Source organism: Ruegeria sp. BF10 (genome assembly GCF_056538725.1).
Genome location: NZ_JBQFTR010000004.1, coordinates 201,773 through 227,528, shown reverse-complemented (window position 1 = coordinate 227,528; position 25,756 = coordinate 201,773). Strand labels below are relative to the sequence as shown.

The 25,756-nt window shown below is 58.4% G+C and carries 26 protein-coding genes; 7 read left to right on the top strand and 19 right to left on the bottom strand.

What is annotated here, in order from left to right:
* Position 1: 1 nt before the first annotated feature.
* Together ACR0DJ_RS16155 and ACR0DJ_RS16150 are read left to right on the top strand one after the other, a co-directional pair.
* Positions 2-1,009 carry a flagellin gene (locus tag ACR0DJ_RS16155; protein ID WP_480685631.1) on the top strand — a complete coding sequence of 336 codons (1,008 nt, stop codon included), beginning with the start codon at positions 2-4 and terminating at the stop codon, positions 1,007-1,009.
* Positions 1,006-2,100 carry a flagellar basal body P-ring protein FlgI gene (locus tag ACR0DJ_RS16150; protein WP_170345705.1) on the top strand — a complete coding sequence of 365 codons (1,095 nt, stop codon included), beginning with the start codon at positions 1,006-1,008 and terminating at the stop codon, positions 2,098-2,100. Before ACR0DJ_RS16155 ends, ACR0DJ_RS16150 begins: the two co-directional genes overlap by 4 nt.
* Before the next feature lie 54 nt (positions 2,101-2,154).
* Here ACR0DJ_RS16150 and ACR0DJ_RS16145 read toward each other — a convergent pair whose 3' ends face one another.
* The 8 genes from ACR0DJ_RS16145 to ACR0DJ_RS16110 all read right to left on the bottom strand — a co-directional run bounded on the left by ACR0DJ_RS16145 (position 2,155) and on the right by ACR0DJ_RS16110 (position 9,543).
* Positions 2,155-2,799: a DUF1523 family protein gene (locus ACR0DJ_RS16145; protein ID WP_480685630.1), complete on the bottom strand. Its 645-nt coding sequence runs from the start codon at positions 2,797-2,799 to the stop codon at positions 2,155-2,157.
* Between the two features lie 10 nt (positions 2,800-2,809).
* The gene (locus ACR0DJ_RS16140; protein ID WP_170345707.1) at positions 2,810-3,076 is read right to left on the bottom strand and encodes a hypothetical protein; all 267 of its coding nucleotides are present in this window, start codon (positions 3,074-3,076) and stop codon (positions 2,810-2,812) included.
* Position 3,077: 1 nt separating this feature from the next.
* Positions 3,078-4,415: a DUF6638 family protein gene (locus ACR0DJ_RS16135; protein WP_425079385.1), complete on the bottom strand. Its 1,338-nt coding sequence runs from the start codon at positions 4,413-4,415 to the stop codon at positions 3,078-3,080.
* A 370-nt stretch (positions 4,416-4,785) separates the two neighbouring features.
* Positions 4,786-5,082 (bottom strand): hypothetical protein, encoded by a 297-nt coding sequence (locus ACR0DJ_RS16130; protein ID WP_480686293.1) that lies wholly within the window; start codon positions 5,080-5,082, stop codon positions 4,786-4,788.
* Complete coding sequence (locus ACR0DJ_RS16125) at positions 5,079-7,010, bottom strand: AAA family ATPase (protein ID WP_480685628.1); 1,932 nt, start codon at positions 7,008-7,010, stop codon at positions 5,079-5,081. Before ACR0DJ_RS16125 ends, ACR0DJ_RS16130 begins: the two co-directional genes overlap by 4 nt.
* Before the next feature lie 57 nt (positions 7,011-7,067).
* Positions 7,068-8,186 (bottom strand): hypothetical protein, encoded by a 1,119-nt coding sequence (locus ACR0DJ_RS16120; RefSeq protein WP_480685627.1) that lies wholly within the window; start codon positions 8,184-8,186, stop codon positions 7,068-7,070.
* Entirely contained in the window at positions 8,179-8,454 is a 276-nt protein-coding gene (locus tag ACR0DJ_RS16115; RefSeq protein WP_170345712.1) for a hypothetical protein, read from the bottom strand. The genes ACR0DJ_RS16120 and ACR0DJ_RS16115 overlap by 8 nt, the downstream gene beginning before the upstream one ends.
* A gap of 9 nt (positions 8,455-8,463) precedes the next feature.
* Positions 8,464-9,543 carry a coiled-coil domain-containing protein gene (locus ACR0DJ_RS16110; protein ID WP_170345713.1) on the bottom strand — a complete coding sequence of 360 codons (1,080 nt, stop codon included), beginning with the start codon at positions 9,541-9,543 and terminating at the stop codon, positions 8,464-8,466.
* A 284-nt stretch (positions 9,544-9,827) separates the two neighbouring features.
* Here ACR0DJ_RS16110 and ACR0DJ_RS16105 point away from each other — a divergent pair, with 284 nt between their 5' ends.
* On the top strand, positions 9,828-11,303 hold the full coding sequence (locus ACR0DJ_RS16105; protein WP_257599804.1) for an NAD-dependent succinate-semialdehyde dehydrogenase: 1,476 nt from the start codon (positions 9,828-9,830) through the stop codon (positions 11,301-11,303).
* Between the two features lie 111 nt (positions 11,304-11,414).
* Here ACR0DJ_RS16105 and ACR0DJ_RS16100 read toward each other — a convergent pair whose 3' ends face one another.
* The 7 genes from ACR0DJ_RS16100 to ACR0DJ_RS16070 all read right to left on the bottom strand — a co-directional run bounded on the left by ACR0DJ_RS16100 (position 11,415) and on the right by ACR0DJ_RS16070 (position 20,006).
* Entirely contained in the window at positions 11,415-13,640 is a 2,226-nt protein-coding gene (locus ACR0DJ_RS16100; protein WP_480685626.1) for a HEAT repeat domain-containing protein, read from the bottom strand.
* A gap of 144 nt (positions 13,641-13,784) precedes the next feature.
* The gene (locus ACR0DJ_RS16095) at positions 13,785-14,252 is read right to left on the bottom strand and encodes an Hsp20 family protein (RefSeq protein WP_170345716.1); all 468 of its coding nucleotides are present in this window, start codon (positions 14,250-14,252) and stop codon (positions 13,785-13,787) included.
* A gap of 123 nt (positions 14,253-14,375) precedes the next feature.
* Positions 14,376-15,113 carry a trypsin-like serine peptidase gene (locus ACR0DJ_RS16090; RefSeq protein WP_480686292.1) on the bottom strand — a complete coding sequence of 246 codons (738 nt, stop codon included), beginning with the start codon at positions 15,111-15,113 and terminating at the stop codon, positions 14,376-14,378.
* Positions 15,114-15,187: 74 nt separating this feature from the next.
* Positions 15,188-15,979 carry a trypsin-like serine peptidase gene (locus ACR0DJ_RS16085; RefSeq protein ID WP_480685624.1) on the bottom strand — a complete coding sequence of 264 codons (792 nt, stop codon included), beginning with the start codon at positions 15,977-15,979 and terminating at the stop codon, positions 15,188-15,190.
* Positions 15,980-16,098: 119 nt separating this feature from the next.
* Entirely contained in the window at positions 16,099-17,412 is a 1,314-nt protein-coding gene (glcF, locus tag ACR0DJ_RS16080; protein WP_480685623.1) for a glycolate oxidase subunit GlcF, read from the bottom strand.
* A 4-nt stretch (positions 17,413-17,416) separates the two neighbouring features.
* Entirely contained in the window at positions 17,417-18,517 is a 1,101-nt protein-coding gene (gene glcE / locus ACR0DJ_RS16075; RefSeq protein ID WP_480685622.1) for a glycolate oxidase subunit GlcE, read from the bottom strand.
* Positions 18,507-20,006 (bottom strand): FAD-linked oxidase C-terminal domain-containing protein, encoded by a 1,500-nt coding sequence (locus tag ACR0DJ_RS16070; RefSeq protein ID WP_480685621.1) that lies wholly within the window; start codon positions 20,004-20,006, stop codon positions 18,507-18,509. Before ACR0DJ_RS16070 ends, glcE begins: the two co-directional genes overlap by 11 nt.
* A 79-nt stretch (positions 20,007-20,085) precedes the next feature.
* On the opposite strand from ACR0DJ_RS16070, the gene ACR0DJ_RS16065 reads away from it, so the two are divergent.
* Together ACR0DJ_RS16065 and ACR0DJ_RS16060 are read left to right on the top strand one after the other, a co-directional pair.
* A complete protein-coding gene (locus tag ACR0DJ_RS16065) occupies positions 20,086-20,796 on the top strand; it encodes a DUF599 domain-containing protein (protein ID WP_170345722.1) in 711 nt (236 codons plus the stop codon).
* A gap of 5 nt (positions 20,797-20,801) precedes the next feature.
* Entirely contained in the window at positions 20,802-21,179 is a 378-nt protein-coding gene (locus ACR0DJ_RS16060; RefSeq protein ID WP_480685620.1) for a hypothetical protein, read from the top strand.
* Positions 21,180-21,182: 3 nt separating this feature from the next.
* Here the strand turns inward: ACR0DJ_RS16060 and ACR0DJ_RS16055 are convergent, their stop codons facing one another.
* The 4 genes from ACR0DJ_RS16055 to ACR0DJ_RS16040 all read right to left on the bottom strand — a co-directional run bounded on the left by ACR0DJ_RS16055 (position 21,183) and on the right by ACR0DJ_RS16040 (position 24,061).
* Complete coding sequence (locus ACR0DJ_RS16055) at positions 21,183-21,668, bottom strand: flavodoxin family protein (RefSeq protein WP_480685619.1); 486 nt, start codon at positions 21,666-21,668, stop codon at positions 21,183-21,185.
* Between the two features lies 1 nt (position 21,669).
* On the bottom strand, positions 21,670-22,140 hold the full coding sequence (gene rlmH / locus ACR0DJ_RS16050; RefSeq protein WP_480685618.1) for a 23S rRNA (pseudouridine(1915)-N(3))-methyltransferase RlmH: 471 nt from the start codon (positions 22,138-22,140) through the stop codon (positions 21,670-21,672).
* A gap of 44 nt (positions 22,141-22,184) precedes the next feature.
* Positions 22,185-22,544 (bottom strand): ribosome silencing factor, encoded by a 360-nt coding sequence (rsfS, locus tag ACR0DJ_RS16045; protein ID WP_217358180.1) that lies wholly within the window; start codon positions 22,542-22,544, stop codon positions 22,185-22,187.
* A 164-nt stretch (positions 22,545-22,708) separates the two neighbouring features.
* Positions 22,709-24,061, bottom strand: coding sequence for a mechanosensitive ion channel family protein (locus tag ACR0DJ_RS16040; RefSeq protein ID WP_480685617.1), 1,353 nt, complete (start codon positions 24,059-24,061; stop codon positions 22,709-22,711).
* Positions 24,062-24,164: 103 nt separating this feature from the next.
* Between ACR0DJ_RS16040 and ACR0DJ_RS16035 the strand changes: the two genes are divergently transcribed.
* Together ACR0DJ_RS16035 and leuC are read left to right on the top strand one after the other, a co-directional pair.
* Positions 24,165-24,272 (top strand): hypothetical protein, encoded by a 108-nt coding sequence (locus ACR0DJ_RS16035; protein WP_010438763.1) that lies wholly within the window; start codon positions 24,165-24,167, stop codon positions 24,270-24,272.
* 43 nt (positions 24,273-24,315) lie between these two features.
* Positions 24,316-25,719 (top strand): 3-isopropylmalate dehydratase large subunit, encoded by a 1,404-nt coding sequence (leuC, locus tag ACR0DJ_RS16030; RefSeq protein WP_152459723.1) that lies wholly within the window; start codon positions 24,316-24,318, stop codon positions 25,717-25,719.
* Positions 25,720-25,756 lie beyond the last annotated feature (37 nt).

Here is a 25,756-nt window from a genome sequence, read left to right as displayed (position 1 = left end):
CATGAACATCACTTCTATCGGCGATTTGGCGCGAGGAATGACCTTGCGAACCCGCGCAACAGATATCAGAACCCAGATCGAAACCCTCTCTTACGAGATGTCCACCGGGCGGGTACAGGACGTCTCGGGTCGGCTTGGCGGGGATTATTCGCAAATTCTGGATCTCGACCGCAGCCTCGCCAGACTCGACGCCTTTGGCATCGCAACGTCCGAAGCCGCCCTGTTCACCGACACCATGCAACTGAGCCTGAAAACCTTCGGAGATTCGGTCGGAGACATGACCGCGTCTTTGCTGGCCTACGGAACCGCCAATCAGCCCGTCAATCATGAACAAGCGTCCCAACAGGCGAAAAACGAGCTGGACACGATGATCTCGGCACTGAACACACGCGTGGGAGGGCGCAGCCTGTTTTCCGGCACCGCCACCGATGTGTCGCCTCTGCAATCTTCGAACGATCTTTTGACGGCGCTGAAGTCGCAATTGACGGGGCTTGCGACGGTCGCTGATATCAGGCTGGCGGCAGAAAACTGGTTCAATGACCCGGCCGGTTTCGACGCCGTGATTTATCAGGGGTCAAGCAGCACACTGTCTCCGATGCAGATTTCGGAAAACGAAAGCGTCACGCTGCCGATCACGGCAACGGATCCGGCGTTCAAGGCCGCACTCAGGGATGTCGCCGTTGCGGCGCTGGCCACCGACAGCGCATTGGCACTTTCGCCCGATCAGCGCACCGCATTGTTCACGCAGTTAGGGGTCGATCTGGCCAACGCACAGGATGCCACCGTAAAACTCCGGGCAAAAGTCGGAGCGGCCGAAGCCCGCATCGAAGAGGCTGCAACACGCAATTCCTCGGCCCGGACCAGCCTGGAATTCAGCCGGAATGAACTGATCGCGGCCGATCCTTATGAGACGGCAGCAAAACTGCAAACGGTGCAATTTCAATTGGAAAGCCTGTATTCCGTAACCGTTCGCAATGCGAACCTTTCACTGGTGAACTTTCTGAGATGAGGGCGCTGATACTTCTCCTGCTTCTTCTTCCCGGCATGGCTTGGGCAGGGACAATCCGTCTCAAGGACCTCGTGGATTTTGACGGTGTACGGGGCAACGATCTGGTGGGTTATGGCCTGGTGGTCGGCTTGAACGGAACCGGTGATGGGTTACGCAACGCGCCCTTCACCGAAGAAATCATGTCCAACATCCTCGAACGTCTTGGCGTCAACGTCACCGGTGAGGATTTCCGGCCCAAAAACGTGGCAGCGGTATTGGTCACGGCCAGCCTTCCGCCTTTTGCACGGGTGGGTGGTCAAATCGATGTAACGGTTTCAGCCATAGGCGATTCCAGCAGCCTCTTGGGGGGCACTCTGATCATGACCCCGCTGAACGCGGCCGACGGCCAAATCTATGCGGTCGCTCAGGGCACAATCCTTGCGGGCGGCGTTTCGGCTGAAGGAGAGGCAGCTTCAGTCGTGCGCGGGGTGCCAACTTCGGGCGTGATCCCATCCGGCGCGAGGGTCGAGCGTGAAATTGACTTCGACTTGTCAACTCTCACTCAGATGCGCCTCGCACTCAGAGAGCCAGACTTCACCACAGCCGCGCGCATCGAAACCGCGATAAACACCGAGTTCAACAGAGCCGTGGCGATTATGCGGGATTCCGGCACGGTTGAGCTCAACGTCGCGGCGACTCAGGCGGTTTCGACAGCCCATGCCATTGGGCGCATTGAAAACATTCTGGTTGAACCGGAATCGAAAGCGCGCGTTGTTGTCGATCAGCGCTCTGGCACCATTGTAATGGGGCAAGAGGTCCGAATTTCCCGTGTTGCGGTGTCTCAAGGCAACCTGACACTGACGGTTCAGGAAGCGCCGATTGCAGTGCAGCCCAACCCGTTCGCCAGAGGTGAAACAGTGGTCGTGCCACGGACAATCGCAGGGATCGAAGAAGAAGAGGGAACCGGCCTCGCCGAAATCCCCGAGGCCACCACGTTGTCCGAGGTTGTCGCAGGCCTGAACGCGCTTGGGGTCTCGCCTCAGGACATGATCGACATTCTGAAAACGATCAAGGCAGCAGGCGCGCTGCATGCGGAATTCATCGTCAGGTGAAGGGCACAGCCAGCCGGATGGGCGTGCTGCTGCCACGCCCGCCTCAGCTGCGGTCTATTTCGATTTCCAGCTGTCCAGCCAGCGGCGAAACCTGTTGCGCCGCTCTTCAATGGCATCACCGGCCGCATACAGGCCGTCTTCAACGTTTTCGATCATCGGATCGATCCGGGATTGCCGGAACCTGCGCCAACGCACCCATACCGCCCAAACGAACGCCGCAAAGATCGTCAGGAAGATGATATTGAACCATGGAATGATCCGCACATCCGGACCATCCACATGCTTGATGAAAATGGCGTTGGGAAAGATCGACATGAATTCATTGCGCCACCCGTAATGGGTCACGACCACCCATTTCGGGTTCTCCTTGGTCGATTTCGCATCATTGGCCTCGGTATACAGGTTCGCCGTGTCGAACTTGAAATACGGCGGCCATCCCCAGCCGGTATCCTCATTTCGGTACACGATGGGTTTTCCATTGGCCCGCACCGCCTGAATGAACTGCACATCCCGGTTGGACAGGCTGGTGGATTGATCTTCCGGCTCTGACCAGAAGATCCGGGTCCAGTCGTTCAGATCTTGCCGTTCTTCATAGGTGTTGACGATGCGCACAATGTCATGCTGGGGCAGAGAATATTGCAGGATCACGGCAATCGTGCCCCAGAAAATGAAAATGAACGCCCATTTCACATAGGCCATGCCTAAACCCTCACATGTAATTCACGATGTAGATCAGCGCGCCAATCGCCACCCACGGCACGATATAGACACCCAGGATCAGTTTACGCCGAAACGAGTTGTCATACACATGCAATCCGCGTTCGACAAAGGCTTCTTTGTTGCCCGTCTTGCCCTTTTCGTCCCACCAGTTTTCCAGTTTACGCCGGCGTATGCCGCGCGAGTAGAAAGACAGCCCGACATAGGCAATCGTCTGGATCACCAGCAAGATCAGCAAAAGGCGCAATAATCCAAACATTTCAACCTTTCCTCACCGAACCCCACGGACCAACCCGAGCAATTATGTCATCGCTGACGCGATCGTCGCCGCTCATATCCGGCTCATGTCCGAACAAGGCGGCGCGGGCGCCTTGCTTGTCCACCTGATATTCGCGCGCAAGGAAGTCGGCCACATAGGCCTTCTTGCTCTCGGGCCAGCCCGAATATGTTCGGTAGAACAATTCTTTGTGGCAGATGAACATCTGGCGCGGATCCAGCGGGGCCAATTCGGACAGCAGCATGTTGACCAGATCGCGGTTCGGCGTATCGGCGGCGCGAAGCGTGTAGAAATAGGCCGGGTGGTCCGAGGTGATGCGCGGCCACGGCCCGCCGTCACTTGCCCAGCGCAGCAGTTGAGCAAGCCCGTGATAGGCCTGCGGCAGGCGATCCGAGTGGTTTCGCGCCAGCCGCCGCATGTCGCTGCGGTCCAACCCGGTCAGGTCGACATCCGCATCCGCCGCCGCGTCGACGGTCAGGAAATCCATCTTTTGTTGCAGGATCGCGGCCGCATCCACGCCGCGCGCCTTGACGATGGGCTCAACCAGATCGTTGTAATCCAGAAACTTGGCAATCTGGTTACGCTGTGACGGGTCAAACGTGTACTTGATCGGCAGGTCGTCAGGCTTTTCACCCATGCAAATCGCGGCCGGGTGGTCCAGATCGGGAAACAGGTACAGCCCGCCGAAATGTGCCGTCCAGAAATTGCGCTGCTCAAAATCCGTATGGCGCAGGCGCACCGGGTTGCGGGTGACGTCGCCGGTTTCCTTGGCCGTCTCGATCATTTTCGCGATCAGCACATCATCGAACCAGGCGTCCTCTTCGGTTTTGAACCGTTCGACCATGCCCGCCAGTTGCTGTGCCTTGCGCAGGGTGCCGCCTGCGGTGTCTGCCTCGATCTCGATCTTGCGCAGGTTCAGCAGATCGCGGGGCGTGCTGAGTTTGATGACCGAGTTCACCAACTCTCCGGCCACCGCATCGGTGGCGGTCAGGGCGAACAGCTGCGCCTCGTTCATCTCGATGAATTCACGCAGGATATCGCGCGAGGTCGAGAATTTGACGTTCAGCAACGGCGCGCGTTTTTGTTCGGTCGTCAGCAGAATGAACTGCCGGTTGACCCCGTTGGGGTTGAGGTAAAGCTCGTCCTCCAGCTCAATCCCCACCTCCGGCGAATAGCCCGAGATATCCACATGAAAATCCGAAAGCTGAGTGGTCTTGCCCGCCAGATGCTGCAACGCGCGGTTATACCGCTCGACCAGAGCCGGGCTGGAGATGTGGACGAGGTTGCCGAACATCAGGCCTTTTTCGATGAGGCGGATCACTGTGACCACCGATGCGTGACTTGTATGTCTATTCCTTTGATCAAACCTACCCAATAGGGCGCAGACAAGATGATGCCTCCAAACCATGCCACTGAAGGGTCCAGTCCTTCATCCAACTTCCAGAAATCAAAAATAAAAATACCAGATGCAACTATCAAAAAGAAATACGACGCAACCGCCACACCCAAACTGGCCGACCACCAGAAAAAGAACCGCAACCACATGAATCCACCCCGAGGAACGGGCAAACTGCGCCTAATCACCCAAAGCACAAATTTGACCCCTACAAAGGCGAAAAGCGCACATCCTACTAGGTAGACAAAATCTAGCACTTAAGCACTCCCTCTGACTGGTTTGTGTTGCACAGCATTCAGCTTACTCTCGCGCTGCTGCGTCCAACAACCACCACCGCCAACACCAACAACTGCAGCGCAAATGCTCGCGCTGTAATTTGCAGATTGAACCCGATGTAAGACACCACACTGCCCTCAAACAGGATCAGCGACTCTTCCCATGAGGTCCCCTCAAAACCACTACCAACGTTCACGCCAAATTGGCACAGGAACAGCACCGCCACGACACCAACAAAGCCAAACACACCCCATCGCAACGGCAGCAAGAAGCCCAAAAACAGGGCAAGCCCGGCGGTAGTAAGAACAAGCATCACACCTTACCCTCCAGATACCGCCGCTTGGCCTCTTCCATCCGGCCCATCTCGCGGACGGCGTTTTCAATAGCGACCTCGTCGCTCTTGTCGGCATAGCGGAATTCGCTGTCCGCATAGCGGTTGATCTCTTGGATCACCATCTCAACCGTGATCGGCTGGCGCAGGTCCTCGATCATCGCCTTCTTGGTGTCGTAGTCGCGGAACAGGAACAGGTCGGGGGTTTCCATCCATTCGTCGGGCAGTTCGAAATCCATCGCGCGGACCTTAACCGCGTCGGTGATGTTCTTGATCGCGCGGCCGGTAAAGCGCTCATCCGCCTGCTGGATCGCCTTGAGGTAGGTGCCCATCTTGGCAATCGTATCCATCTGGCCGATATCGCCGGACACCCGGTCATAGACCTGCAACAGCGCGTCCTCATGCGGGCGGGAGTGACTTTCGAAACTGGCGGCGACAGCCTTTTTGATTTCCTGCGCGGCATAGGCTTCGTGTTCACCCAGCGGGATATCGTGGTTGCGGCCCATCAGCAGATGCAGGATGTCGATGTAATCCTCGCGCGTCTGTGGCCCGTCCACCAGAAACCGCGCACCCGCCCGTTGACGCAGGGCGTCGTCCACATTCTCGGGGTAGTTCGAGAACATGCCAAAGGTGCAGTTGCCGCGCACGACGGTGTTGGCGCCCGCAAAGCTCTCCATCAGCACGGCGGTGATTTCCAACTGCCCGGCTGACGATTGCCGGTCGCCGCGTTTACCCGCCAGCTGGTCGATATCGTCGATGGTGCCGAACCCGATGACCGAGGGGTCGATAATCGTGTTGATGAACGCCTTGGCGTTCTGGCCCGATTTGCCCTGATAGCTGTCGATATTGTCGGTGCTCAGGTTCTGATAGCGGAACGGATAGCCCGCGTTCTGGCAATAGTCGTTGATCAGCCCGGCCATCATCTGGATCAGGGTGGTCTTACCGGTGCCCGGTTTGCCGTCGCCCATGAAGGTAAAGATGAACCCGCCAAGCTCGGCAAACGGGTTCAGGCGGCGGTCGAAATCATAGGCCATCACCATCTTGGCCAGCTTCATGGCCTGATATTTGGCGATATGGTTGCCGACCACCTCGTTCGGCTTCTTGAACGTCATGGTCAGGGTGGTGGATTTGGCTTTTGAGGCCGGCTCAAACCCCCGGATCGTCAGATCGTCTGCCTCGATATGCCAGGCGGCGTTCTGGAACGGGGCCAGATGGCCTGCCGACCCTGCACGCAGGGCGGCTTTCTCCATCAGTTGTTCGGCATAGGCGCTGGTGGCCGCGATCAGACGGGCGTCGTCGGGGGCGTGTTTGGCCAGCACCTGATCCAGCTCCCACAGCGCGCCATGCAGGGCAAGCTGGCCATTGTCGGTCAGAACCTCTTCGATCTCACCGAGATCAACCGTGATTTCGCCCAGATGCGAAGACATCAGATAGGCAAGCGCGTTGCCGAACGTATGTAGCGTGATCAAAGCCTCAGCGGTCAGCAATTCCGAGAATTCGGTCTTGCGGGCGGCGGGCAGATCCCCGGCCAGATTCGCCCGCTTCAGATCGGCCAACGGGGTTTGTTCGGCATAAGCTTCAGCCACGGCCAGCGCGATGGCAATGGCCCGACGAATGGCCTGCTGCGTTGTGGCCTGAGGTGGCGAGACCAATGCATCGCCATCATCCGACGCCTCGATCCGTTCGACCAGATGTACCCCATCCGCGCGCACCGTGCGCCGCGTCACCAACCCTGGGGTCGTCGACCGAAACCGCCGTGCCGTTGACACACCCGGAGAGCGTTCGACGGCGGCCTCAAGGGGTTTGGCAATCCGCGGTGCATGCTCGAACCCGTTCAGCAAGGCGGTTGCTGCGGGATAATGCTTGCGAATGTCGTCTTCGCGCAATTCCATCTGATCTGACGTCAAACTCATCTCAAAAACCGCCCTTGCTTCATCTTTTCAAAAATACTCCCGCCGGAGGCGAAAAATTCAATATCTCAACACCTGCCCGGTCTTGCTGACGACGAACTTGCGCACATCGGCAAAACCCGGCGGGTTGCGCTCGGCCAGCACCTGAAACGGACGCTGGGGCAGGATGATCGAGCGCTGAGTGCGCGTGGCCCCGGTCTCGGCCCCCTGCCCGCCGAACGGGTCCAGCGCAAAAATCTCGCGCTCAACGGTCGAGAACCACCCGGAGCGCTCTTCGATCACCTCTTCGCTTTCCAGTTCTTCGGTGGTCCAGGCCAGTGCCCAATCCTGACCTTGCGGAGATTGCGCGTCCTCCAGCACCTGCCGCAGGGGGCCGGATTGCTCGGTATAGGCCGAGGAATACATCGGACCCACATGGATGCGGCGCAGGTGTTTGGGATGCAGGTCGTCGAAATCCTGATCGAAGCCTTTGGCAATCGTCACCAGTTTCAACCCACCCAGCGCTTGCGCCATCAGATGCGCCTGAACCTCGGGCCAGCGGCGCTGATCCTTGGGCAGGGCCGTTTTGCCGCTGTCCTCAAGCTGCATCAGATAGATGACGGGCAGGTTGATCTGGCTGTCATAGACCGCCCAGTGGATCAGGAATTTGCGTCGGTCCCCCTCATTTCCGATCCAGTGGCACTCGGGATCATTACGGGCCCAGAACAGCTGACCTTTCAGCAATTCCTCATAATAGAGCCTTTGGGACAGCGCAAATTGCAGCTTGGTGGGAATTTCCTGATCGCCGATGATCGTTCGCACCATGTCGGTTTTCAGGTCCTCTTCCGAGGGCATGTTTGCCAGATGCACCTGCGCCTGCTGCGCGTCGTTGGCCATGGTCAGCAACTCGGCCGCCACCGGAAAGCCGCTATCGCGCTTGTCCATGGCGAGGCTGCCAAAGAACCGCCCCGTGTCGCGCCCGACCAGCAGGTACTTCATGGAAAGCGCGCGGAAGGTGTAGAGCAACCCCGAGAGGTAGCGCGACACGATCCGCACCTCTTGTTTCGAGATCGCACCCTCCGCCTCCATCGTCGCGGCCACGCGCAGGAGGTGGACGGTGATCACCTCGAATTTGCGGAAATAGCGGCGCGAGGCAAAAATGTCGGTCAGGCCGACATGGTCTTGGGTGGGGTCAGTCATTATCCACGCGCTCTTTTCTTTGTCGGTGGCCGAATAACTTCTCATCAAGCTGTTCAAGTTTGATCAGACCGTTGGCGAACAATACGCAGAGGCAGAACGTTGCCAGAAGAACACCCACGATCAGCACAAGTTTGATCACCAAATGGTCTGGCATCCAATCAGCTGTCAGAAGAAGCAAAGTCAGGAACCCGCCAAAAACAACAAAGAGAATCCCTATCCTGAACCTGTAGCGTATTCCTTTTGGCTTGCCTTTGGAACGGAACGTCACTGAAGCGCCTCACCCGCCATACAAATTCTTATCATGCTTCTCGACAATCGAGGCAAACCGGCGCGCAAAGCGTTCATCCGCCTTGGCCTTTTTCTCCAGCACGTCGCGGGCGAAGACCATGTGGTCCTCATGCGCCTCAAGCATGTCGGCCATTTTCTGGTTGGTCGCGGTGCCGATGGCGGCCATGGCGGTTTGCGCCTCTTGGTCCGTTTGCACGCCGATCTCGTTGATGCGGTGGGCCACGTCCTGCTGTTGGGCGGTTTTCAACGACTTGGTCAGGGCGTCATACAGCACCACGCGCTGTTGCGTGTCTGTCTGCAGCTTGTTGATCAACACCATCTGCGTCGCCGCCTGGTTCTGTAGGGAGTCGACCCAGGTCTTGCCCTTTTCGATATAGCGCTCCAGCGTCTGGCTTTTGGCCAGCTTGACCTGCTCTTCCTGAACCTTGGCGTTGTATTGCTTGTTCAGCTCGGCCAGTTCGGTTTCCAACTGCGTCCGCGCTGCGGCGTCCTGTTCAACGCTGATCTTGTTTTCCAGCGTGATGATCGTCGGGTCCATGCCCTGAATCTCAGCCCGCAGCGCTTCCAGCTCAGCCACAGTGGCCTCGCGGTCGTCCAGCGTACCGGTCAGGTTTTCTTCAACCTTCACGCGCTGTTCTTCCAGAACGGAAAGCTGGCCTTCCAACAGCTTCACGATCACGTCGGACTTGGCGATCAGGTCCTGCAACTTGTCGTCGATATTAGCGGTGCGCATCCGCTCCTGCCGCATCGACTCGGATTTACCTTTTGAGAAGATACCGACAAACGTCTCCCACCCGGATTTCGAGCGCATCTCGTCGAAATCCTTCGAAAACGCACTGGTAACATCATCCAAGCCCATAATCAGCTCGGCAATATTGGCGTTCATCACCTCGGTATGGGCATGCACATCCTCAAGCGTGGCGTTTTCGATGTCGATATCCGCCTCGGCCGTGCCGATCTTGGCGCGCGCCGCTTCAATGCGCGAAGTCAGCCCTTCGATCTGAGACTGGCTTTCGCGCACTTTGGCTTGAGTCTCTTCTATCAACGCTTCGAATTGCTGGTTCGACATCTCTGCTGTCCTCTTTTTCTTTAATTACCCAATAAGATAGGGAATGTTACACCGATTTACATCCCCTGGGCCTCAAAATTCACCCAGACTTTGACAAACTCCTTTGCAAAAGGAAAGGCGAGACCGCCGAATGAAAGAAACAGATATCGAGTGACCTCATTAGATTAACTTGTTAAGTAAATTTTTGATCAAATCTGGATTGATTCCACATCCAGAGTGGCCATAGACAATTGAGACATCACCTGATTGGGTGCGCGCGACCCAATTCACGCCGGAGGCTTATCATGCTGGACGCAACGACCGATCTGAAGTCAATCCTGAAGAACCCCGAATTGCTTGTAACCAAAGCCTATATCGGCGGTCAGTGGGTAGACGGTGACAATGGCACGTTCAAAGTCACAAACCCCGCTCGGGGCGATGTGGTCGCCGAGGTGGCAGACGTCAGCCGTGCTCAGGTCGCCGGAGCAATCGCACAGGCTGAAGCCGCGCAGAAAGAATGGGCCAAACTGACCGGCAAGGAACGTGCAGCCATCTTGCGGCGCTGGTTCGATCTGATGATGGAAAACGCCGAGGATCTGGGCAAGATCCTGACCGCTGAACAGGGCAAGCCCCTGGCAGAGGCCATCGGTGAGATCGGCTATGGCGCGTCTTTCATCGAGTTCTTCGGTGAAGAGGCCAAGCGGGTCTATGGCGAGACCATTCCCGGCCATCAGCGCGACAAGCGGATCATGGTGATGAAACAGCCAATCGGCGTTGCGGCCTCGATCACGCCCTGGAATTTTCCCAATGCCATGATCACCCGCAAGGCAGGCCCGGCTTTGGCCGCCGGCTGCGCCTTTGTGGCGCGTCCGGCCACCGAAACGCCCCTGTCGGCGCTGGTACTTGCGCTGCTGGCGGAACAGGCCGGTGTGCCTGCGGGTGTGTTCAACGTGGTGCCCTCATCCCGGGCCAGTGAGATCGGCAAGGAGTTCTGCGAAAACCCCGGCGTGCGCAAGCTGACCTTTACCGGCTCGACCGAAGTGGGGCGCATCCTGCTGCGGCAGGCGGCAGATCAGGTCATGAAGTGTTCGATGGAGCTGGGCGGCAACGCGCCGTTCATCGTGTTCGACGATGCCGATCTGGATGCCGCCGTCGAAGGCGCGATGCTGTGCAAGTTCCGCAACAACGGTCAGACCTGCGTCTGCGCGAACAGAATCTATGTGCAGGCCGGTGTCTATGACGCGTTCGCGGCCAAACTGAAAGCGGCAGTGGAAGCGCTGAAAATCGGCGACGGTTTGACCGAAGGCACCACCACCGGCCCGCTGATCAATGCCGACGCGGTCGCCAAAGTCGAAGAACATATCAAGGACGTGACCGACAAGGGCGGCGCGGTTCTGACAGGCGGCCTGCCCCATGATCTGGGCGGCACGTTCTTCCAGCCAACCATCGTGACCGGCGTGACTCAGGACATGCTGGTGGCGCAGGACGAAACCTTCGGCCCGCTGGCCCCGCTGTTCAAGTTCGAAGACGAAGACGACGTGATCGCCATGGCCAATGACACGATTTTTGGTCTGGCCTCGTATTTCTATGCCAAGGACCTGAGCCGCGTCTACAAGGTGGCCGAGGCGCTGGAATACGGCATCGTCGGCGTGAACACCGGCATCATCTCGACCGAGCTGGGCCCGTTCGGCGGCGTCAAGCAATCCGGTCTGGGCCGCGAAGGCAGCCATCACGGCATGGAAGACTATCTGGAGATGAAATACGTCTGCATGTCGGTCTGATCCAATACGGTCTCTGTCCCATCGCGGCGGGCAGAGACCCCGCATCCGGAAACGCGATCGCGTCGTTGTAAAAACAAGTGTATAGCGGCGGCCCAGTCGACGCTGACACGGCTATTCTGCGGATTTGTCGCGGATTTGTTCGATTGCACGGGTCGCGAACTTTCCCTGCAACGAACCGTCCACCATGGCTTCCAGCGCGGGCAATGCAGAGGACGCCGCGCCACCTATTTTCCCCAATGCAATGGCTGCCTCTTTCCGGACAAACACCGACGGGCTTTCAAGAAGCGCGATCAATTCCGGCACCGCTGGCTCTGCCTCGGGACCAAACAGGGCCAGTGATTGGGCTGCCGTCCTCTGATCTTTGGCATCCCCCCGTGACAGATCTGCCCTCAGACTTGCTATGGTTTTTTCCGGAGGCAGCGCCGCCAGACGAAGCCCATCGTTCAGCCGGGCGTTCAGATGCTGGTTTTCTCCGACCCAGTGGATGATAAAAAGGTAATTCTGAACAGCGTCCTGTATGACACCGGCATGCTTGCCCTTTTGCCATCGGTCGATGATGGCCCTGCCCGCACGGCGATCTCCATTCAGGGCCAGAACCGAGGCCGCAAATGGCATCAACTCAGTTGCCTGCGGGTTTCTGTTCAACTCTTTCTCGATCACATCTGCTGCGCCCGTCAGGTCATTCAATGCGTACAGAGCCGCCGCTTCAAACAGCGCGTAGTGGCTGGGATAATTGGGATCCAGCCGGGTCGCGGCCTGCACAAAGGCCAGTCCTTCCTCGGGCTCACCCGCTGCAATCAAGGCCCATCCCATCGTCAGATGCGCCTCGGGGTCACTGGGTTGCAGCGCAATGGCTTTCGCCGCTTCTCGTCTGGCGTCTTCCGTTCCCCGGCCTACCCCTTCGGTACTGTTCCAATCCGGAAGACTGAGGCTGACAATAGCCCGGATGACGTGCACCAGGGCGGTGTCCTGCTCCATCACATCCCGGTAATACTTGAAAAACAGGCCAATGTGCATTTGCGCGCCTGACCCTGCGAACCCATTCCAATGATGAAAGATGTGCGGTCGCAAATGCGCCAGGGCAAGCGTCGCCCAGGCACGCCCATAATCCGGGTCCAGTTCCACGGCCTTCTCAAGGTGGGGAATTGCCGCAAGGTTGTCCTGTTCATTGAACTGCGAATACAGCTCCCACCCGCGTTGGAAGGCTTCGCGTGCTGCAATGGTCTGGGTTTCCACGCTTTCGATGGCTTGCCGGCTTTGAGGGTCGAGTGGAAGATCCAGCTCCTGAGCAATTGCGAGAACAATGGTTTTCTGTACCTCAAAGATGTCATCAATCGCACCATCGAGTCTTTCGGCCCAGATCAATCGCCCGTTCAATGTGTCGGTCAGGCGAATATTGATCCGGAAATCTTCATCCGCACGTCGCACGCTGCCGTCAACGACGTATCGAACCCCCAGCTCTTCGGCAAAACGTGCGATATCTATGTTTCTGTCGCGGTATGCGAAGGATGAGTTGCCCGCGATGACGAACAAACCGGATATTCGGGACAAGTCCGTGATCAAATCCTCAGAGATACCGTTGATCAGCATGTCCTTGGACGCGTCATCGGTGTAATTCGCAATCGGCAACACTGCGATGGAAGGTAGATCCGGCAAGGGGTAAACCATCTGCGCCTCTGAGGCACGCAATTGGCCAGCCTTCCACGGTTTCGTCAGAAAAAGCCCAACGGCCGCCAACATCACCAATAGAGCCGACAGTGGCAGCCAGCGGGATTTCCTCAGTGTGCGGCTTTTTCGCGGGGAAGGCAAAATTTCCGCTTCCACGCGAAAGGCCTGAACCGGGTCTGCGATGTTCTTGACGTTCTGTGGCCCGATCGGGGCAAAACCATAGGGCACTTTGTTGCGCGCATAATCGACGATGGATTGTGAAACAATGATACCACCTGGATCTGCCAGTGCCTCGAGCCGCGCGGCAACGTTCACCCCGTCGCCAAGGATGTCACCCGCGTTCGAAACCACATCGCCGACATTCAGGCCGATCCGAAACGTGATGACGCTATCCTGATCGGTTCCCGCATTTCTCTTTGCAAGCTCGGCCTGAATTTCGACGGCGGCGTGAACCGCATCGACGGCGCTGCGAAATTCGATCACAAAGCTGTCTCCAGCAGTGTTCGCGATACGTCCTGAATGCCGGGCGATCGCCGGCTCTATGACTTCGCTGCGGATCAGGCGAAGCCTTGCGATGGTACCTTCTTCGTCCAGACCAACCAATCTTGAGTAGCCGGCGATGTCGGCTGCCAGGATAGCTGCTAGTCGACGTTTTGGTCGGCTTTCCATAATACCCAAGACTATCAGGCGGATAATTTGCTGGGAACCGATTTTCGCGCACGCCCAAAACACAACGCCCCGCGTCTGGAGGAACGCGGGGCGTGTGATGCGGCAGCCCGGGAGGAGTGGACTGCCACGGGATAGTTAGAAGCCTCAGTTCACGGCTTTGGCGTCCACCACATCCTTTTCGATGGCTTTGGCCGAGGTGATCTCGATCCGGCGCGGTTTCAGGGCCTCTGGAACCTCGCGCTTCAGTTCGATGTTCAGCATACCGTTTTCGTGGCTCGCACCGGTGACGCGGACATGATCCGCCAGGGCAAACCGACGCTCGAACGCGCGGGTGGCGATGCCACGGTGCAGATAGGTACGCTCTTTGTCTTCAGCGGCTTTCTTGCCTGACACGACAAGTGAATTCTCTTTCACTTCTACGGTCAGGTCGTTTTCCGAAAAACCGGCAACGGCCACCGAAATTCGGTAGGTGTCGACATCGGTTTTTTCGATGTTGTAAGGTGGATAGCTGGGCTGGGCCCCATCGTTGGTCAGAACGCGATCCATCATGTCGGCGATCTGGTCAAAGCCAATGGTGGCGCGGTGCAGCGGTGCAAAATCAAACGTACGCATGTGTCATATCCTCATTCTTGAGCGATTTGTGATCAGTGCCCTCGCATCGGACGGGCGATATCAAACACCGGACCCCGTTCAGGCAGTCCGATACTCATCACATGGGTAGCGATTTCGCCGAGTTCAACCCCCGCCGGAACGGATGAATTTAGCACCGGATTCTGACTTGCCGGACCCGACCTGCAACCGTCGGATCGACGCCTTGGGCCGAGGTGCGTCGCGCCGCATGATGGCCTTGAGTTCTGCGACTATCCCGTCAAGCTCCATACCAAACCCCACCTTTCTGCGGCCGTTTGTCCCTACCGCCGAAACCACGGACAGGATCTGCCAGCGCGCACCGTTTTTCGCCAGAATTGCAGACCCCGAAGACCCGAACGTAATGTCGCAATCAAAGGTGATCAGCCCCTGCCTGCGGTCGATGATACGGCACGACCGTTCTCGGGTGATCGCCTCGGACCGGCCCCGCCCATACGAGGCAATGCTGATCTCGTTGCCCGGAACACGGCCGCTGTGAAGCGCAAAGGGGTCGGCGACCGAATACGGAATAGGCTCGTTCAGCCGCATCAGTGCGACGTCCAACTGGACACCTTCGTGCGAAAGCGGGTTCTGCGAACCATAGCTGGGATGAACCGCGATTTGCGTGACCTGACGTTCGGCCAAGGCGTTGCCGTTGCTGAGGCCTGCACGAAACGTGATGTCTTCGGGCACGTAAGTCTTCCCGGTACGACGATCCACCGCACAATGGGCCGCGGTCAGCACCATGTCCTGCGCGATCAACGTACCGGTGCAATACGAGGCATCGCGGACATCCAGCCGTCCGACAGCCTCCCAACCCAAAAGATCCTCTCGGTCAGTCAGCATACGCTTGTTGGATTGCGCATGCGGTGCTGTCGCCAGGACGCTCAGGCCCAATAACAGGCTCCAGAAGACTCTCATCATGGTCGAATGAACCTTGCGCCTATGTTCTTGTTCGCTCCCGATCCGGACGAGGAAAGCCCAAATCCCCGCCCCGCAGAAAGTTCGTCGCGCAGCAATTGCAGCGAATGCTCAACCGCGGTTCCGATTGCAACACTCTGGCCGTCCATGCTGGCCTTGGCCGCTACCACCGATACGATCTGAGGACGCGCGCCCGCGAAAGAAAAAACCGGTGCCCCCGAAGACCCGAAATCAACATCGCAGGACATGACCAAAACCCCGGCCTGCCGGTTCATGACCGAGCAGACCTGTTGCAGAGACGGAGCTTCTGACCGGTCATGCGCATAAGACACAACGCCCACTTCAGCGCCGCGTTTGGGCTGATCGCCCGACTCAAATGGAATTACCGCGGCATTACGGATCGGCTGCCACAGCTCGATCAAGGCCACGTCCGCGCTTACCCGGTCGGCCGTTGAATCGACGCCATATTGGTAGTCCGGATGGATCACTGCCTGGCGCGCGGTCCGATAGGCCAACGCACGTCCCAAACGCCACCCGGCCAGAAACTCGATATCCGCGGGGTTGATCCGTTGACCGGATCTCTTGTCGAACAGGCAATGCGCCGCAGTCAGTACAAGCGTCGGCGACACCAGCGTTCCGGTGCAAAACCCTGCCCCGGCGATATCCAACCGCCCGACAGCCATCCACTCGCGCCCGGAATCCGACGTATCCAGGCTTTCCAGCCCGGTGTCCTGCGCCGTGACCGCCAATGGCAAGACACAGAGCACGATCGCCTTGATCCAGTTGCGCACGCGGTTCTCCGAGACTCACTTCGAAGCTTTTGTCCTACGTGCCGCGTTGGGCGAAAATAGGGCGGTCAGGCACCAAAGGAATTTCCCTGGAAAATGATGCGCGCTGGCATCAGCACGATTCACCGCAGGACGGGAACGGCGTTCCCTGCTCTGTGCAAGGCCGGTGGCTTTGGCCCGCCCGTCGCCCAGTCCAGCAACTCTACCGTATGAACGATCGGTAGTTGCGTAGCAGAACCGATCTGCATCATGCACCCGATATTGCCGGCGGCAATGATATCAGGCTTTTTCGCCTCAAGTGTTCTGACTTTTCGCTGTTTCAACTGGCCCGATATTTCCGGCTGCATCAGGTTGTACGTTCCCGCGCTACCGCAGCACAAATGACTGTCGGCGGGTTCGACAACCGAGAAACCCGCGTGTTTCAGCAAATCTTTGGGATAGGATTTGATCTTCTGCCCATGCTGCAACGAACAGGCCGCATGGTAGGCGACGGTCAGGTTTTGGTTTTCGCCCGTCGGCAGATCCAACTTGATCAGAAGTTCACTGATATCCATGGCGATTGCAGACACACGCGCCGCATCTTCGGCCAGCGGGTCATTGCGAAACATGTGTCCATAATCTTTCACGGTGGTGCCACAGCCGGAGGTATTGATGACTATGGCGTCCAACCCATCACCGTCCATTTCCCGCTTCCAGGCTCTGATATTGGCTTTTGCCGCCATATGACTGTCTTGCACCTTGCCCATGTGATGGGTCAAAGCTCCGCAACACCCGGCACCTTCGGCGATCACGACCTCGCACCCCAATCGAGTCAGCAGGCGGATCGTGGCGTCATTGATATCGGTGTTCAGCGCCCTTTGCGCGCAGCCCGTCATCAGCGCCACCCGCATTTTTCGTTCGCCGCCGGGCACAAAACTCTGCGGATCATCGTTGCGGCTGACAGGCGGGATATGCTTGGGCGCCATGTCCAACATCGCGCGCAGCCGGGCATCAGGCATCAGGAACCGGAAAGGACGGCCCAGCCTGGCCCCGATCAGGGCCCAACGGAATCGCATGGGATAGGGCAGGATCTGCGCCAGAACCCAACGCAACGCACGATCCGTCAGCGGGCGCTTGTAGTTTGCCTCGATGTATTCGCGCGCATGATCGACCAGATGCATATAGTGCACGCCTGACGGGCAGGTGGTCATGCAGGCCAGACAGGACAGGCAGCGGTCGATGTGCTTGACCGTCTTTTCGTCGGGCACACGCTCGTTTTCCAGCATGTCCTTGATCAGGTAGATGCGCCCACGCGGACTGTCGAGCTCATCTCCCAGCACCTGATATGTCGGGCACGTGGCCGTGCAAAATCCGCAATGGACGCAGTTGCGCAGAATCTCGTTCGAGCGCTGGATTGCCGGGTCCAGCAATTGCTTTTCCGTGAATTTTGTCTGCATCGCCCTATCCCATCAGTCCTGGGTTGAACAAACCGCGCGGATCAAATTTCGCACGCAAGCCCTTTGTCAGAGCCGATATTGATGTGGGTTCCGGATGAAATCGCCCCTGTTTTCTGATTGTTTCGCAGTCGGATCGTACCAAAGTGGCATGACCTGAAAACGCACCAAGCCGGGCACGCACATCCGTGCCGGCCGGGACCCGCAGCCAGACAAGACCACCGCCCCAGTCAAACAGCGCTTGATCCGCTTCGGCGCGCGCCGAAATCTCCGCCGCGTCACCCGGTTTTATCGAAAGCCGCCAGACGTCCCCGTCCTTGCCCTGAAATGGGTGAACGTCACGTATTCCAGCCCAAAGCGCCTCGGACTTGCTTTCCTCAGCAACGTCCCCAAAACCTTCCAACTCAGCTGTCAATCTGCTTGTCCGATATGCAACCGAATCCACAAAACCTTCGACCCTAATCAAGGCTTTTTGAAGACTTGGGTCATAGGCCGCGCCCGTCACCTCAAATGGAGATTTCAGTGCTGCCGAAAGAACCCGCACAGCAACGCCGATGTCTGAGACTGCAACGGAAAGGGTTGAACTTCGCTCCGGCTTGGGCAGCACCTTCAACGACACCTCGGTCAGAACGCCCAAAGTGCCCCAAGACCCACCCATCAGCTTGACCAGATCGTAGCCGGTGACGTTCTTCATCACCCGCCCGCCGTTCCTGATCACCTGCCCGCGCCCGTCGACGAAGCGCACTCCTAAAAGATAATCCCGGCACGCCCCGGCCTGAATCCGCCGCGGGCCCGAGATGTTGGCCGCCACAACACCGCCAATCGTCGGCTCACCCCGAGTCTCCAGCAAACCCCGGTGATCCATCGGTTCAAAGGCCAGTTGTTGCCCTTCCCCATCCAACGCCGCCTCAATCTCAGCCAGCGGTGTACCCGCCTTTGCCACAAGTGTCAGCGCCCCGGGTTCATAGAGGGTAATACCGCTCAGCCCGGATACCTTCAGTTCGGGCTCCCTCCCGGTCACACCGCGCGTACCACCTCCGGCAATCCGCACCGGACCGCTCAGCCCGGCCACAAGTTCGGCCAATTCAGCTTCCGTCTCAGGTCTCATTTGCTTCATCTTTTCCAAAATACTCCGGGGGCAAGGGGGCAGAGCCCCCTTGCTCCGCCGCAATGCGCCGCGCCCGAGACACATCCAAAGGGAAAACTTTCGCAGGATTCAGCAGCCACTTGGGGTCGAACACATCTTTGACCGCCATCTGCGCCTCAAGATCGACAGGGGCATATTGATGCGACATGAGATCCCTCTTCTCGATGCCCACGCCATGCTCACCGGTCAGACAACCGCCTTCGTCCACGCATAGTTTCAGGATTTCGGCCCCGAATGCCTCGCATTTTTCCAGATCACCCGGTTTGTTGGCATCGAAAAGGATCAGCGGATGCATGTTCCCGTCCCCTGCGTGAAAAACGTTCCCGACAGGCAGACCGAATTCTTCACTCAACTCACCGATGCGGCGCAGCACCGTCGGCAGGGCCGACACCGGGATCGTACCGTCCAGGCACATGTAATCGTTCAACTGCCCCATGGCGCCGAAGGCCGATTTCCGACCAAGCCAGATTTTTGCGCTTTCTTCGGGAGACTGGCTTTCTCGCAGTTCGACCGGGTTGTGGCGTTTGGCGATCTCGATGATTTTCGATAGCTGATGGTCGATTTCCGCTTCAGACCCTTCCACTTCGACAATCAACAGCGCATGGCAGTCGGGGTATCCGGCATGCGCAAAGCTTTCGCATGCTTTTATGCACAGCGTGTCCATGAACTCGATCGCAACCGGCAGAATACCCGATTTGATAATGTCCGAGACACACCGGCCCGCCACTTCGTTGTCGTCGAACCCCATCAGAACCGGCCGGGCGCCTTCGGGTCTGCGCAGAACGCGCAGTGTCGCTTCGGTCACCACGCCCAACTGACCTTCCGAGCCGCAAATGACGCCCAACAGGTCCAACCCGGGCGCATCCAGATGCGCGCCGCCGATCTCGACGACACTGCCATCCATCATCACCATGGTCACGCCCAGAAGGTTGTTCGTTGTCACACCATATTTCAGGCAATGGGCACCACCTGAATTCATCGCGATATTGCCGGCGATGGCACAGGCCAGTTGCGAAGACGGATCCGGCGCATAGAAGAAGTCTTCTTCCTCGACCGCACCGGTGACGCTCAGATTTGTGCGCCCCGTCTGCACCCTGATGAAACGGTTGTCATAGTCAACTTCCAGCACCTCATTCATCCGCGCGACGCCCAGAATGACGCAATCGGCCGTCGGCAACGCCCCGCCGGCCAGCGACGTACCCGCACCGCGCGGCACGACCGGCACGCCTTCTTCATGGCAAATGCGCAAAACGTCCGAGACTTCCTGCGTGCTCGACGGCAGCACGGCCAGCATCGGAGGGCATTTGTAAGCCGTCAGGGCATCGCATTCATAGGCTCGGGTTTCAACCGGATCATGGATAATTGCCGTATCTGGTAGAACCCGCGACAGCCGCGAAACGATCGCGCCTTTCCGGTTCAGTACGTCCGGGCTTGGCTTTGGCATTTCCATGGCGTCCCTCCCTTTGGTAAAATAATATTACCAATTTACCGCACTGGCAAGTTCCGATCTCCGGTCGTACTGTCGCGCCATGACCTGGATCGAACGTGCCGCCCTGTTTTCCCCTCTGGATTATGCTGCCATGGCAATATTGCTGGGTGCGTGGCTGTGGATCGGATGGAAGATCGAACACCCGTCACCACAAAAGCCGTCCGTCGCCCTTGTGATGGATGGCTACCGCCGCGGCTGGATGCACGAAATGGTCACACGCCAGCCACGCATGTTCGACGCTCAGGTCGTGGCCGCCATGCGTCAAGGCAGTACCTTTTTCGCCTCAACCACGATGATTGCCATCGGGGGCGGTCTGGCCCTGTTGGGCAATACCGAGCGGCTGGCCGGAGTGGCTACGGATCTTGCCATCGGCAGCGCTCCGGCGATGGTCTGGGAAATCAAGATACTTGTCGTCGTCCTGCTGCTGGCCAATGCTTTTCTGAAATACGTCTGGGCACATCGTCTTTTTGGCTACTGCGCCGTGTTGATGGCCTCGGTCCCCAACGACCCCGAAGACCCGAACGCCTATCCTCGGGCCGGTCAGGCGGCCGAGATCTGCGTGACCGCCGCCCGAAGCTTCAACCGTGGTCTCCGCGCCACCTATTTCGCCCTTGCTTCGCTGGCATGGTTTCTTGGGCCGATGGCATTGGTGTTGGGCACGATGATCACATTCGGTGTCCTGTATCGCCGCGAGTTTGCATCGCAGTCCCGCGCGATCCTCATGGCCCAAACCTCAAACACAGAGACGTGATCCCCATGCGCCGCGTTACACCGTACGTTCGATCCATGCGATATGTGATTCTCAGTGCCCTTCTGGCTGCCCCTGCCCTTGCCGACCCGCCGACAGTCGAACAGGTCCGCGCCAGTGCCACAGGTGACACATGGCGGTTCGACGTGACGATCCGGCATCCCGATACAGGCTGGGATCATTACGCCGACGGATGGCGCGTTTTGGACATGGACGGGAATGAGCTGGGAATGCGTGTGCTGCACCATCCGCATGAGACCGAGCAGCCTTTTACACGCTCGCTTGGTGGCGTGGTCATTCCGGAAAGCGTTTCGCAGGTGCAGATTCAGGCGCGGTGCAATGTGGATGGCTGGAATGAAGACACCACATTGGTCAAATTAGACTAACCTTCAGAATATCCCCATGGCAAGACCCGCACCCAGCGCGGAACCGATCTCGCGACACCGATCCAGTTGATCTTCCGGAATGGCTTTCCGGGCCAAAATGGCCTCGGGCGTTTGTGCTTGGGTGCAGATGATCAACGGAGGCTGAACCTCTTTCAACCGCCAGCCAGTGGCAATCCGGGCAATCTGGCGGGCGGCATTCTGTCCGTCTGATCCGGCGCAAATCATCTGCACATAAGGGCGACCTTCGATCTTTCCCAGCACCGGGTAATAGCAGCGGTCGAAAAATTCCTTCATCAGGCCCGAAATCGCCGCCAGATTTTCTGGCGCGCAGAAGATGTAGCCGTCGGCGGCCAGTACATCTTCAGGCCCGGCCTGATCCGCGGGAACGAGTTTCGTGTCCGCCTCACCCCGCGCTGCTTCAGCCGCCGCTTCGGCCATCTGCCGGGCACCGCCTGTGCGCGAGTGGTAAACGATCAGAAGCTGCGCCATGTCAGACCCGGTGATAGGGACCGCCCGACAGAATGGTCGCGGCCCGATACAGTTGCTCGGCCAGCATCACACGGACCAGCATATGAGGCCAGACCATCGACCCGAACGAGAGGGAAAAGTCGGCTTCTGCCCGCAAAGCAGGGTCTATTCCGTCGGCCCCGCCGATGATCAGCGCCAGATCCTGCCGCCCCGCATCGCGCCAACCACCCAGTTTCTTGGCAAAATCGGGCGAAGACATCACGCGCCCGCGTTCGTCCAGCGTACAGATCACCGCGCCCTTGGGCAGCGCCTTGCGCAGCAACGCGGCTTCGGCCCCCATGCCTGCGTTTTTCTTGTCTTCAACCTCGATCACCTTCGCAGGACCAAGACCCAGGCCACGGCCGGTCCGGTCAAAGCGGGTCAGGTAATCATCAAGCAGGGATTTCTCCGGTCCGGCGCGCAATCGCCCGACCGCAACTATGCTGATACGCATATCTCTCTCGCCTCCGGCCCCTCAATACGGGCCGGGATGGCGCCTCAGTTCGCCGAGGCGCTGCCGCCCTGAGGCAGCCACATCTTTTCCAGCTGGTAGAATTCGCGCACTTCGGGGCGGAAGATATGGACGATCACGTCGCCCGTATCGATCAGCACCCAGTCGCCGGCATCCTTGCCTTCGACCTTCGAGGTGAAACCGAATTCCTGCTTGATGCGATCCGTCAGCTTTTCCGCCATGGCCGAGACCTGACGGGTCGACCGACCCGAAGCAATCACCATGTGATCCGCGACAGACGACTTGCCTTGCAGGTTGATCTGCACGACGTCTTCGGCCTTGTCATCGGAAAGTGAGGAAAGGATACGCTCAAGCAGCTTGTCGCTGATTGACTGAGAGCGGGCCATTACACCGGCCCCGTCTTCGGCGGGCAAACCCGCCTGTGTATGTAGAGACAGGACATAGTCCTCCTTTGCTGCGCGCCGCCAAACCCCGGCGCCGGGGTACTAATAAGGTAACAAGGGGAATGCAACATTTCAATGAAAGCGCGTCCGGCCCCGTCCACAGGTGATCACTCTTCTGCGATTTGTTGCATGTTTGCGTTTTCGGGCAAAATCCGAACCTCGCGCTGCGGGAAGGGGATCGAGATGCCTTCGTCCTGAAACGCATCCCATAGCGCAAGATAGACATTACCCCTAATATTGGTCAGCCCCTTGGTCGGATCGCTGATCCAGAACCGCAGAACGTAATCCACGCTGCTGTCACCAAAGCCGGTGATATGGCAAACCGGTTCATGTTTTCCGCCACTCAGCACGCGGGTCACCGCCTTTACAGCCCGGATCGCCGTTGCACGCACTTTGTGGGGATCATCCTCATAGCTGGTGCCGAAATCCAGATCCAACCGTACGAATTTGTCGGAATGCGACCAGTTGACCACCTGGTTGGTAATCAGGTCCTCGTTCGGGATCAGGTATTCCCGCCCGTCCCGCGTGACGACCGAGACATAGCGTGCGCCCAGCGCGTTGATCCAACCGAACGTGTCACCCAGCGAGATCACGTCGCCCGGCTTGATCGACCGGTCCATCAGGATGATGATCCCCGAGATCAGGTTCGACACCACTTTTTGCAGGCCGAACCCGATGCCCACTCCGATTGCGCCCGACAGCAGCGCTATGCCGGTCAGATCGAAGCCCAGCGTGCGGATCGCGGCCAGAAAGACCGCACCGTACAGCAGCACCTGAATTCCCTTGGCCAACAACACCTGCATAGACGGGGTGATGTCGTCATTGCTCTGCAAGCCACGCTCGGCCGCGCGGGTGCCGATGCGGGCCAGCGTCAACAGGACTCCGATCAGCAGAATGGCCTTGAGAATGCCCAGCAAAGAAATGTGCAGGTCCCCGACGGAAATCGCGACCCCATCGAGGAACTCGGCCACGTCATCCGTCAGATTCAACGCAACAAGCGTTGCATAGACCCACATTGCCCACTTGAATATCCGGCGCAGCGTCCGGTTGCGGACAAGCCTCGCGACCAATGCGATAGCCAGCCACGCAGTTGCCAGAGTTGCAATGATCCCAATGAGGTAACTGCGCGAAGGCCAGGTGACATGCTGCATAACCTGATACAGGAACCAGGACAGCAGCACGAAATAGACCAGTGTCAGCCGCTGCATCATCTGCACCATGATGCGAAGCCGCCATTTCGGCCATCCGGTGCGGGCACGCGTCCAGGCATCCCATCGCGGCTGTGTCAGAGTTTTCAGAAGGAAAGCCAGCGCCCAAAGAAAAAGGATGATGATCAACTGATACTGCCGCCAGCCCGGCGTAATCACCAACTCGACCAGTTCTTGAAGCTCGGAAGAGAACCCCGCGACCATGTTGTTGTAAAGGTCTGTCAGCGAGCTGGGGATCAGGTCTTGGTTCATACGCGCCTCCTGCACGGCAGCTTGGACAGCAATGCTAGGCGATGCAAGTCTGACACCGGTTTTGAACCTTGATTGCAGCAAAGGCGCGGTATATCTGAACCGCATGAGACTCAATGTGGCCCAAGAACAGAATCTGGAAGACCGCGCGCGTCTGCGCGAACGGTTCTTTGGGGCTGCCCGCACGGTCCTGGCGCGCCTACCCGTCGCCTGAGCCAACTCGCCAGCTATTTCTCATTTCATACGGGAGAGGACACATGTCCCCCAAAACACTCTATGACAAGATCTGGGATGCCCATGTCGCGCACGAAGCCGATGATGGCACCTGCCTGCTGTATATCGACCGCCATCTGGTCCACGAGGTCACCAGCCCGCAGGCGTTCGAAGGCCTGCGCATGGCAGGCCGCAAGGTGCGCGCCCCAGAAAAAACCATTGCCGTGCCGGACCACAACGTTCCGACCACGCCGGATCGGGTGAACGGTATTGAAAACCCGGAATCGCGCATTCAGGTCGAAGCGCTGGACAAAAACGCCCGGGATTTCGGCATTCACTACTACCCGGTGAATGACGTCCGTCAGGGCATCGTGCACATCGTCGGCCCCGAACAAGGCTGGACCCTGCCGGGCATGACCGTCGTCTGCGGCGACAGCCATACCGCCACCCATGGCGCATTCGGCGCATTGGCCCATGGCATTGGTACGTCCGAGGTCGAACACGTTCTGGCCACGCAGACCCTGATCCAGAAGAAATCCAAGAACATGAAGGTGGAAATCACCGGTAAATTGCAGCCGGGCGTGACCGCCAAGGATATCACCCTGGCCGTGATCGGCGAAACCGGCACCGCCGGCGGCACCGGCTATGTCATCGAGTATTGCGGTGAAGCCATCCGCAACCTGTCGATGGAAGGCCGCATGACCGTCTGCAACATGGCCATCGAAGGCGGCGCACGCGCAGGACTGATTGCACCGGATGAGACCACGTTCGAATATGTCAAAGGCCGTCCGCATGCGCCGAAAGGTGCGCAGTGGGAAGCCGCGATGAATTGGTGGAAAACACTCTACACCGACGAAGGCGCGCATTTCGACAAGGTTGTCACGATTCGTGGCGAAGACATCGCGCCTGTCGTCACCTGGGGCACTAGCCCCGAGGATGTTCTGCCGATCACTGCAACCGTGCCGCACCCTGAGGATTTCGAAGGCGGCAAGGTCGAGGCGGCCCGCCGGTCAATCGAGTATATGGGTCTGAAAGCCGGTCAGAAGCTGAGCGATGTCGAGATTGACACCGTCTTTATCGGGTCCTGCACCAACGGACGTATTGAAGACCTGCGTGCCGCGGCCGAAATCCTGAAAGGCAAGAAGATCAAGGACGGGATGCGCGCCATGGTCGTGCCTGGTTCGGGGCTGGTCCGCGCCCAGGCCGAAGAAGAAGGCCTGGCCGACATCTTCAAAGAGGCCGGGTTCGAATGGCGTCTGGCAGGCTGTTCGATGTGCCTGGCGATGAACCCCGACCAGTTGCAACCGGGCGAACGCTGTGCCGCGACCTCGAACCGCAACTTCGAAGGCCGTCAGGGCCGGGGCGGGCGCACACATCTGCTGAGCCCGGCAATGGCTGCCGCAGCGGCAATCACGGGACGGCTGACAGACGTCCGTGAATTGATGTAAGGTGCCCTCATATCTAGATATTTGAGGGATTGAACAA

Coding starts and splice junctions, on each gene's coding strand:
- ACR0DJ_RS16110 (WP_170345713.1), bottom strand. CDS start 9,543: ATGTCGAACCAGCAATTCGAAGCGTTGATAGAAGAGACTCAAGCCAAA.
- ACR0DJ_RS16055 (WP_480685619.1), bottom strand. CDS start 21,668: ATGGCGCAGCTTCTGATCGTTTACCACTCGCGCACAGGCGGTGCCCGG.
- ACR0DJ_RS16095 (WP_170345716.1), bottom strand. CDS start 14,252: ATGCGTACGTTTGATTTTGCACCGCTGCACCGCGCCACCATTGGCTTT.
- glcF (WP_480685623.1), bottom strand. CDS start 17,412: ATGCAGACAAAATTCACGGAAAAGCAATTGCTGGACCCGGCAATCCAG.
- ACR0DJ_RS16145 (WP_480685630.1), bottom strand. CDS start 2,799: ATGGCCTATGTGAAATGGGCGTTCATTTTCATTTTCTGGGGCACGATT.
- leuC (WP_152459723.1), top strand. CDS start 24,316: ATGTCCCCCAAAACACTCTATGACAAGATCTGGGATGCCCATGTCGCG.
- glcE (WP_480685622.1), bottom strand. CDS start 18,517: ATGAGACCTGAGACGGAAGCTGAATTGGCCGAACTTGTGGCCGGGCTG.
- ACR0DJ_RS16105 (WP_257599804.1), top strand. CDS start 9,828: ATGCTGGACGCAACGACCGATCTGAAGTCAATCCTGAAGAACCCCGAA.
- ACR0DJ_RS16035 (WP_010438763.1), top strand. CDS start 24,165: ATGAGACTCAATGTGGCCCAAGAACAGAATCTGGAAGACCGCGCGCGT.
- ACR0DJ_RS16065 (WP_170345722.1), top strand. CDS start 20,086: ATGACCTGGATCGAACGTGCCGCCCTGTTTTCCCCTCTGGATTATGCT.
- ACR0DJ_RS16100 (WP_480685626.1), bottom strand. CDS start 13,640: ATGGAAAGCCGACCAAAACGTCGACTAGCAGCTATCCTGGCAGCCGAC.
- ACR0DJ_RS16040 (WP_480685617.1), bottom strand. CDS start 24,061: ATGAACCAAGACCTGATCCCCAGCTCGCTGACAGACCTTTACAACAAC.
- ACR0DJ_RS16070 (WP_480685621.1), bottom strand. CDS start 20,006: ATGGAAATGCCAAAGCCAAGCCCGGACGTACTGAACCGGAAAGGCGCG.
- ACR0DJ_RS16140 (WP_170345707.1), bottom strand. CDS start 3,076: ATGTTTGGATTATTGCGCCTTTTGCTGATCTTGCTGGTGATCCAGACG.
- ACR0DJ_RS16125 (WP_480685628.1), bottom strand. CDS start 7,010: ATGAGTTTGACGTCAGATCAGATGGAATTGCGCGAAGACGACATTCGC.
- ACR0DJ_RS16120 (WP_480685627.1), bottom strand. CDS start 8,186: ATGACTGACCCCACCCAAGACCATGTCGGCCTGACCGACATTTTTGCC.
- ACR0DJ_RS16090 (WP_480686292.1), bottom strand. CDS start 15,113: ATGCTGACTGACCGAGAGGATCTTTTGGGTTGGGAGGCTGTCGGACGG.
- ACR0DJ_RS16150 (WP_170345705.1), top strand. CDS start 1,006: ATGAGGGCGCTGATACTTCTCCTGCTTCTTCTTCCCGGCATGGCTTGG.
- rlmH (WP_480685618.1), bottom strand. CDS start 22,140: ATGCGTATCAGCATAGTTGCGGTCGGGCGATTGCGCGCCGGACCGGAG.
- ACR0DJ_RS16155 (WP_480685631.1), top strand. CDS start 2: ATGAACATCACTTCTATCGGCGATTTGGCGCGAGGAATGACCTTGCGA.
- rsfS (WP_217358180.1), bottom strand. CDS start 22,544: ATGGCCCGCTCTCAGTCAATCAGCGACAAGCTGCTTGAGCGTATCCTT.
- ACR0DJ_RS16060 (WP_480685620.1), top strand. CDS start 20,802: ATGCGCCGCGTTACACCGTACGTTCGATCCATGCGATATGTGATTCTC.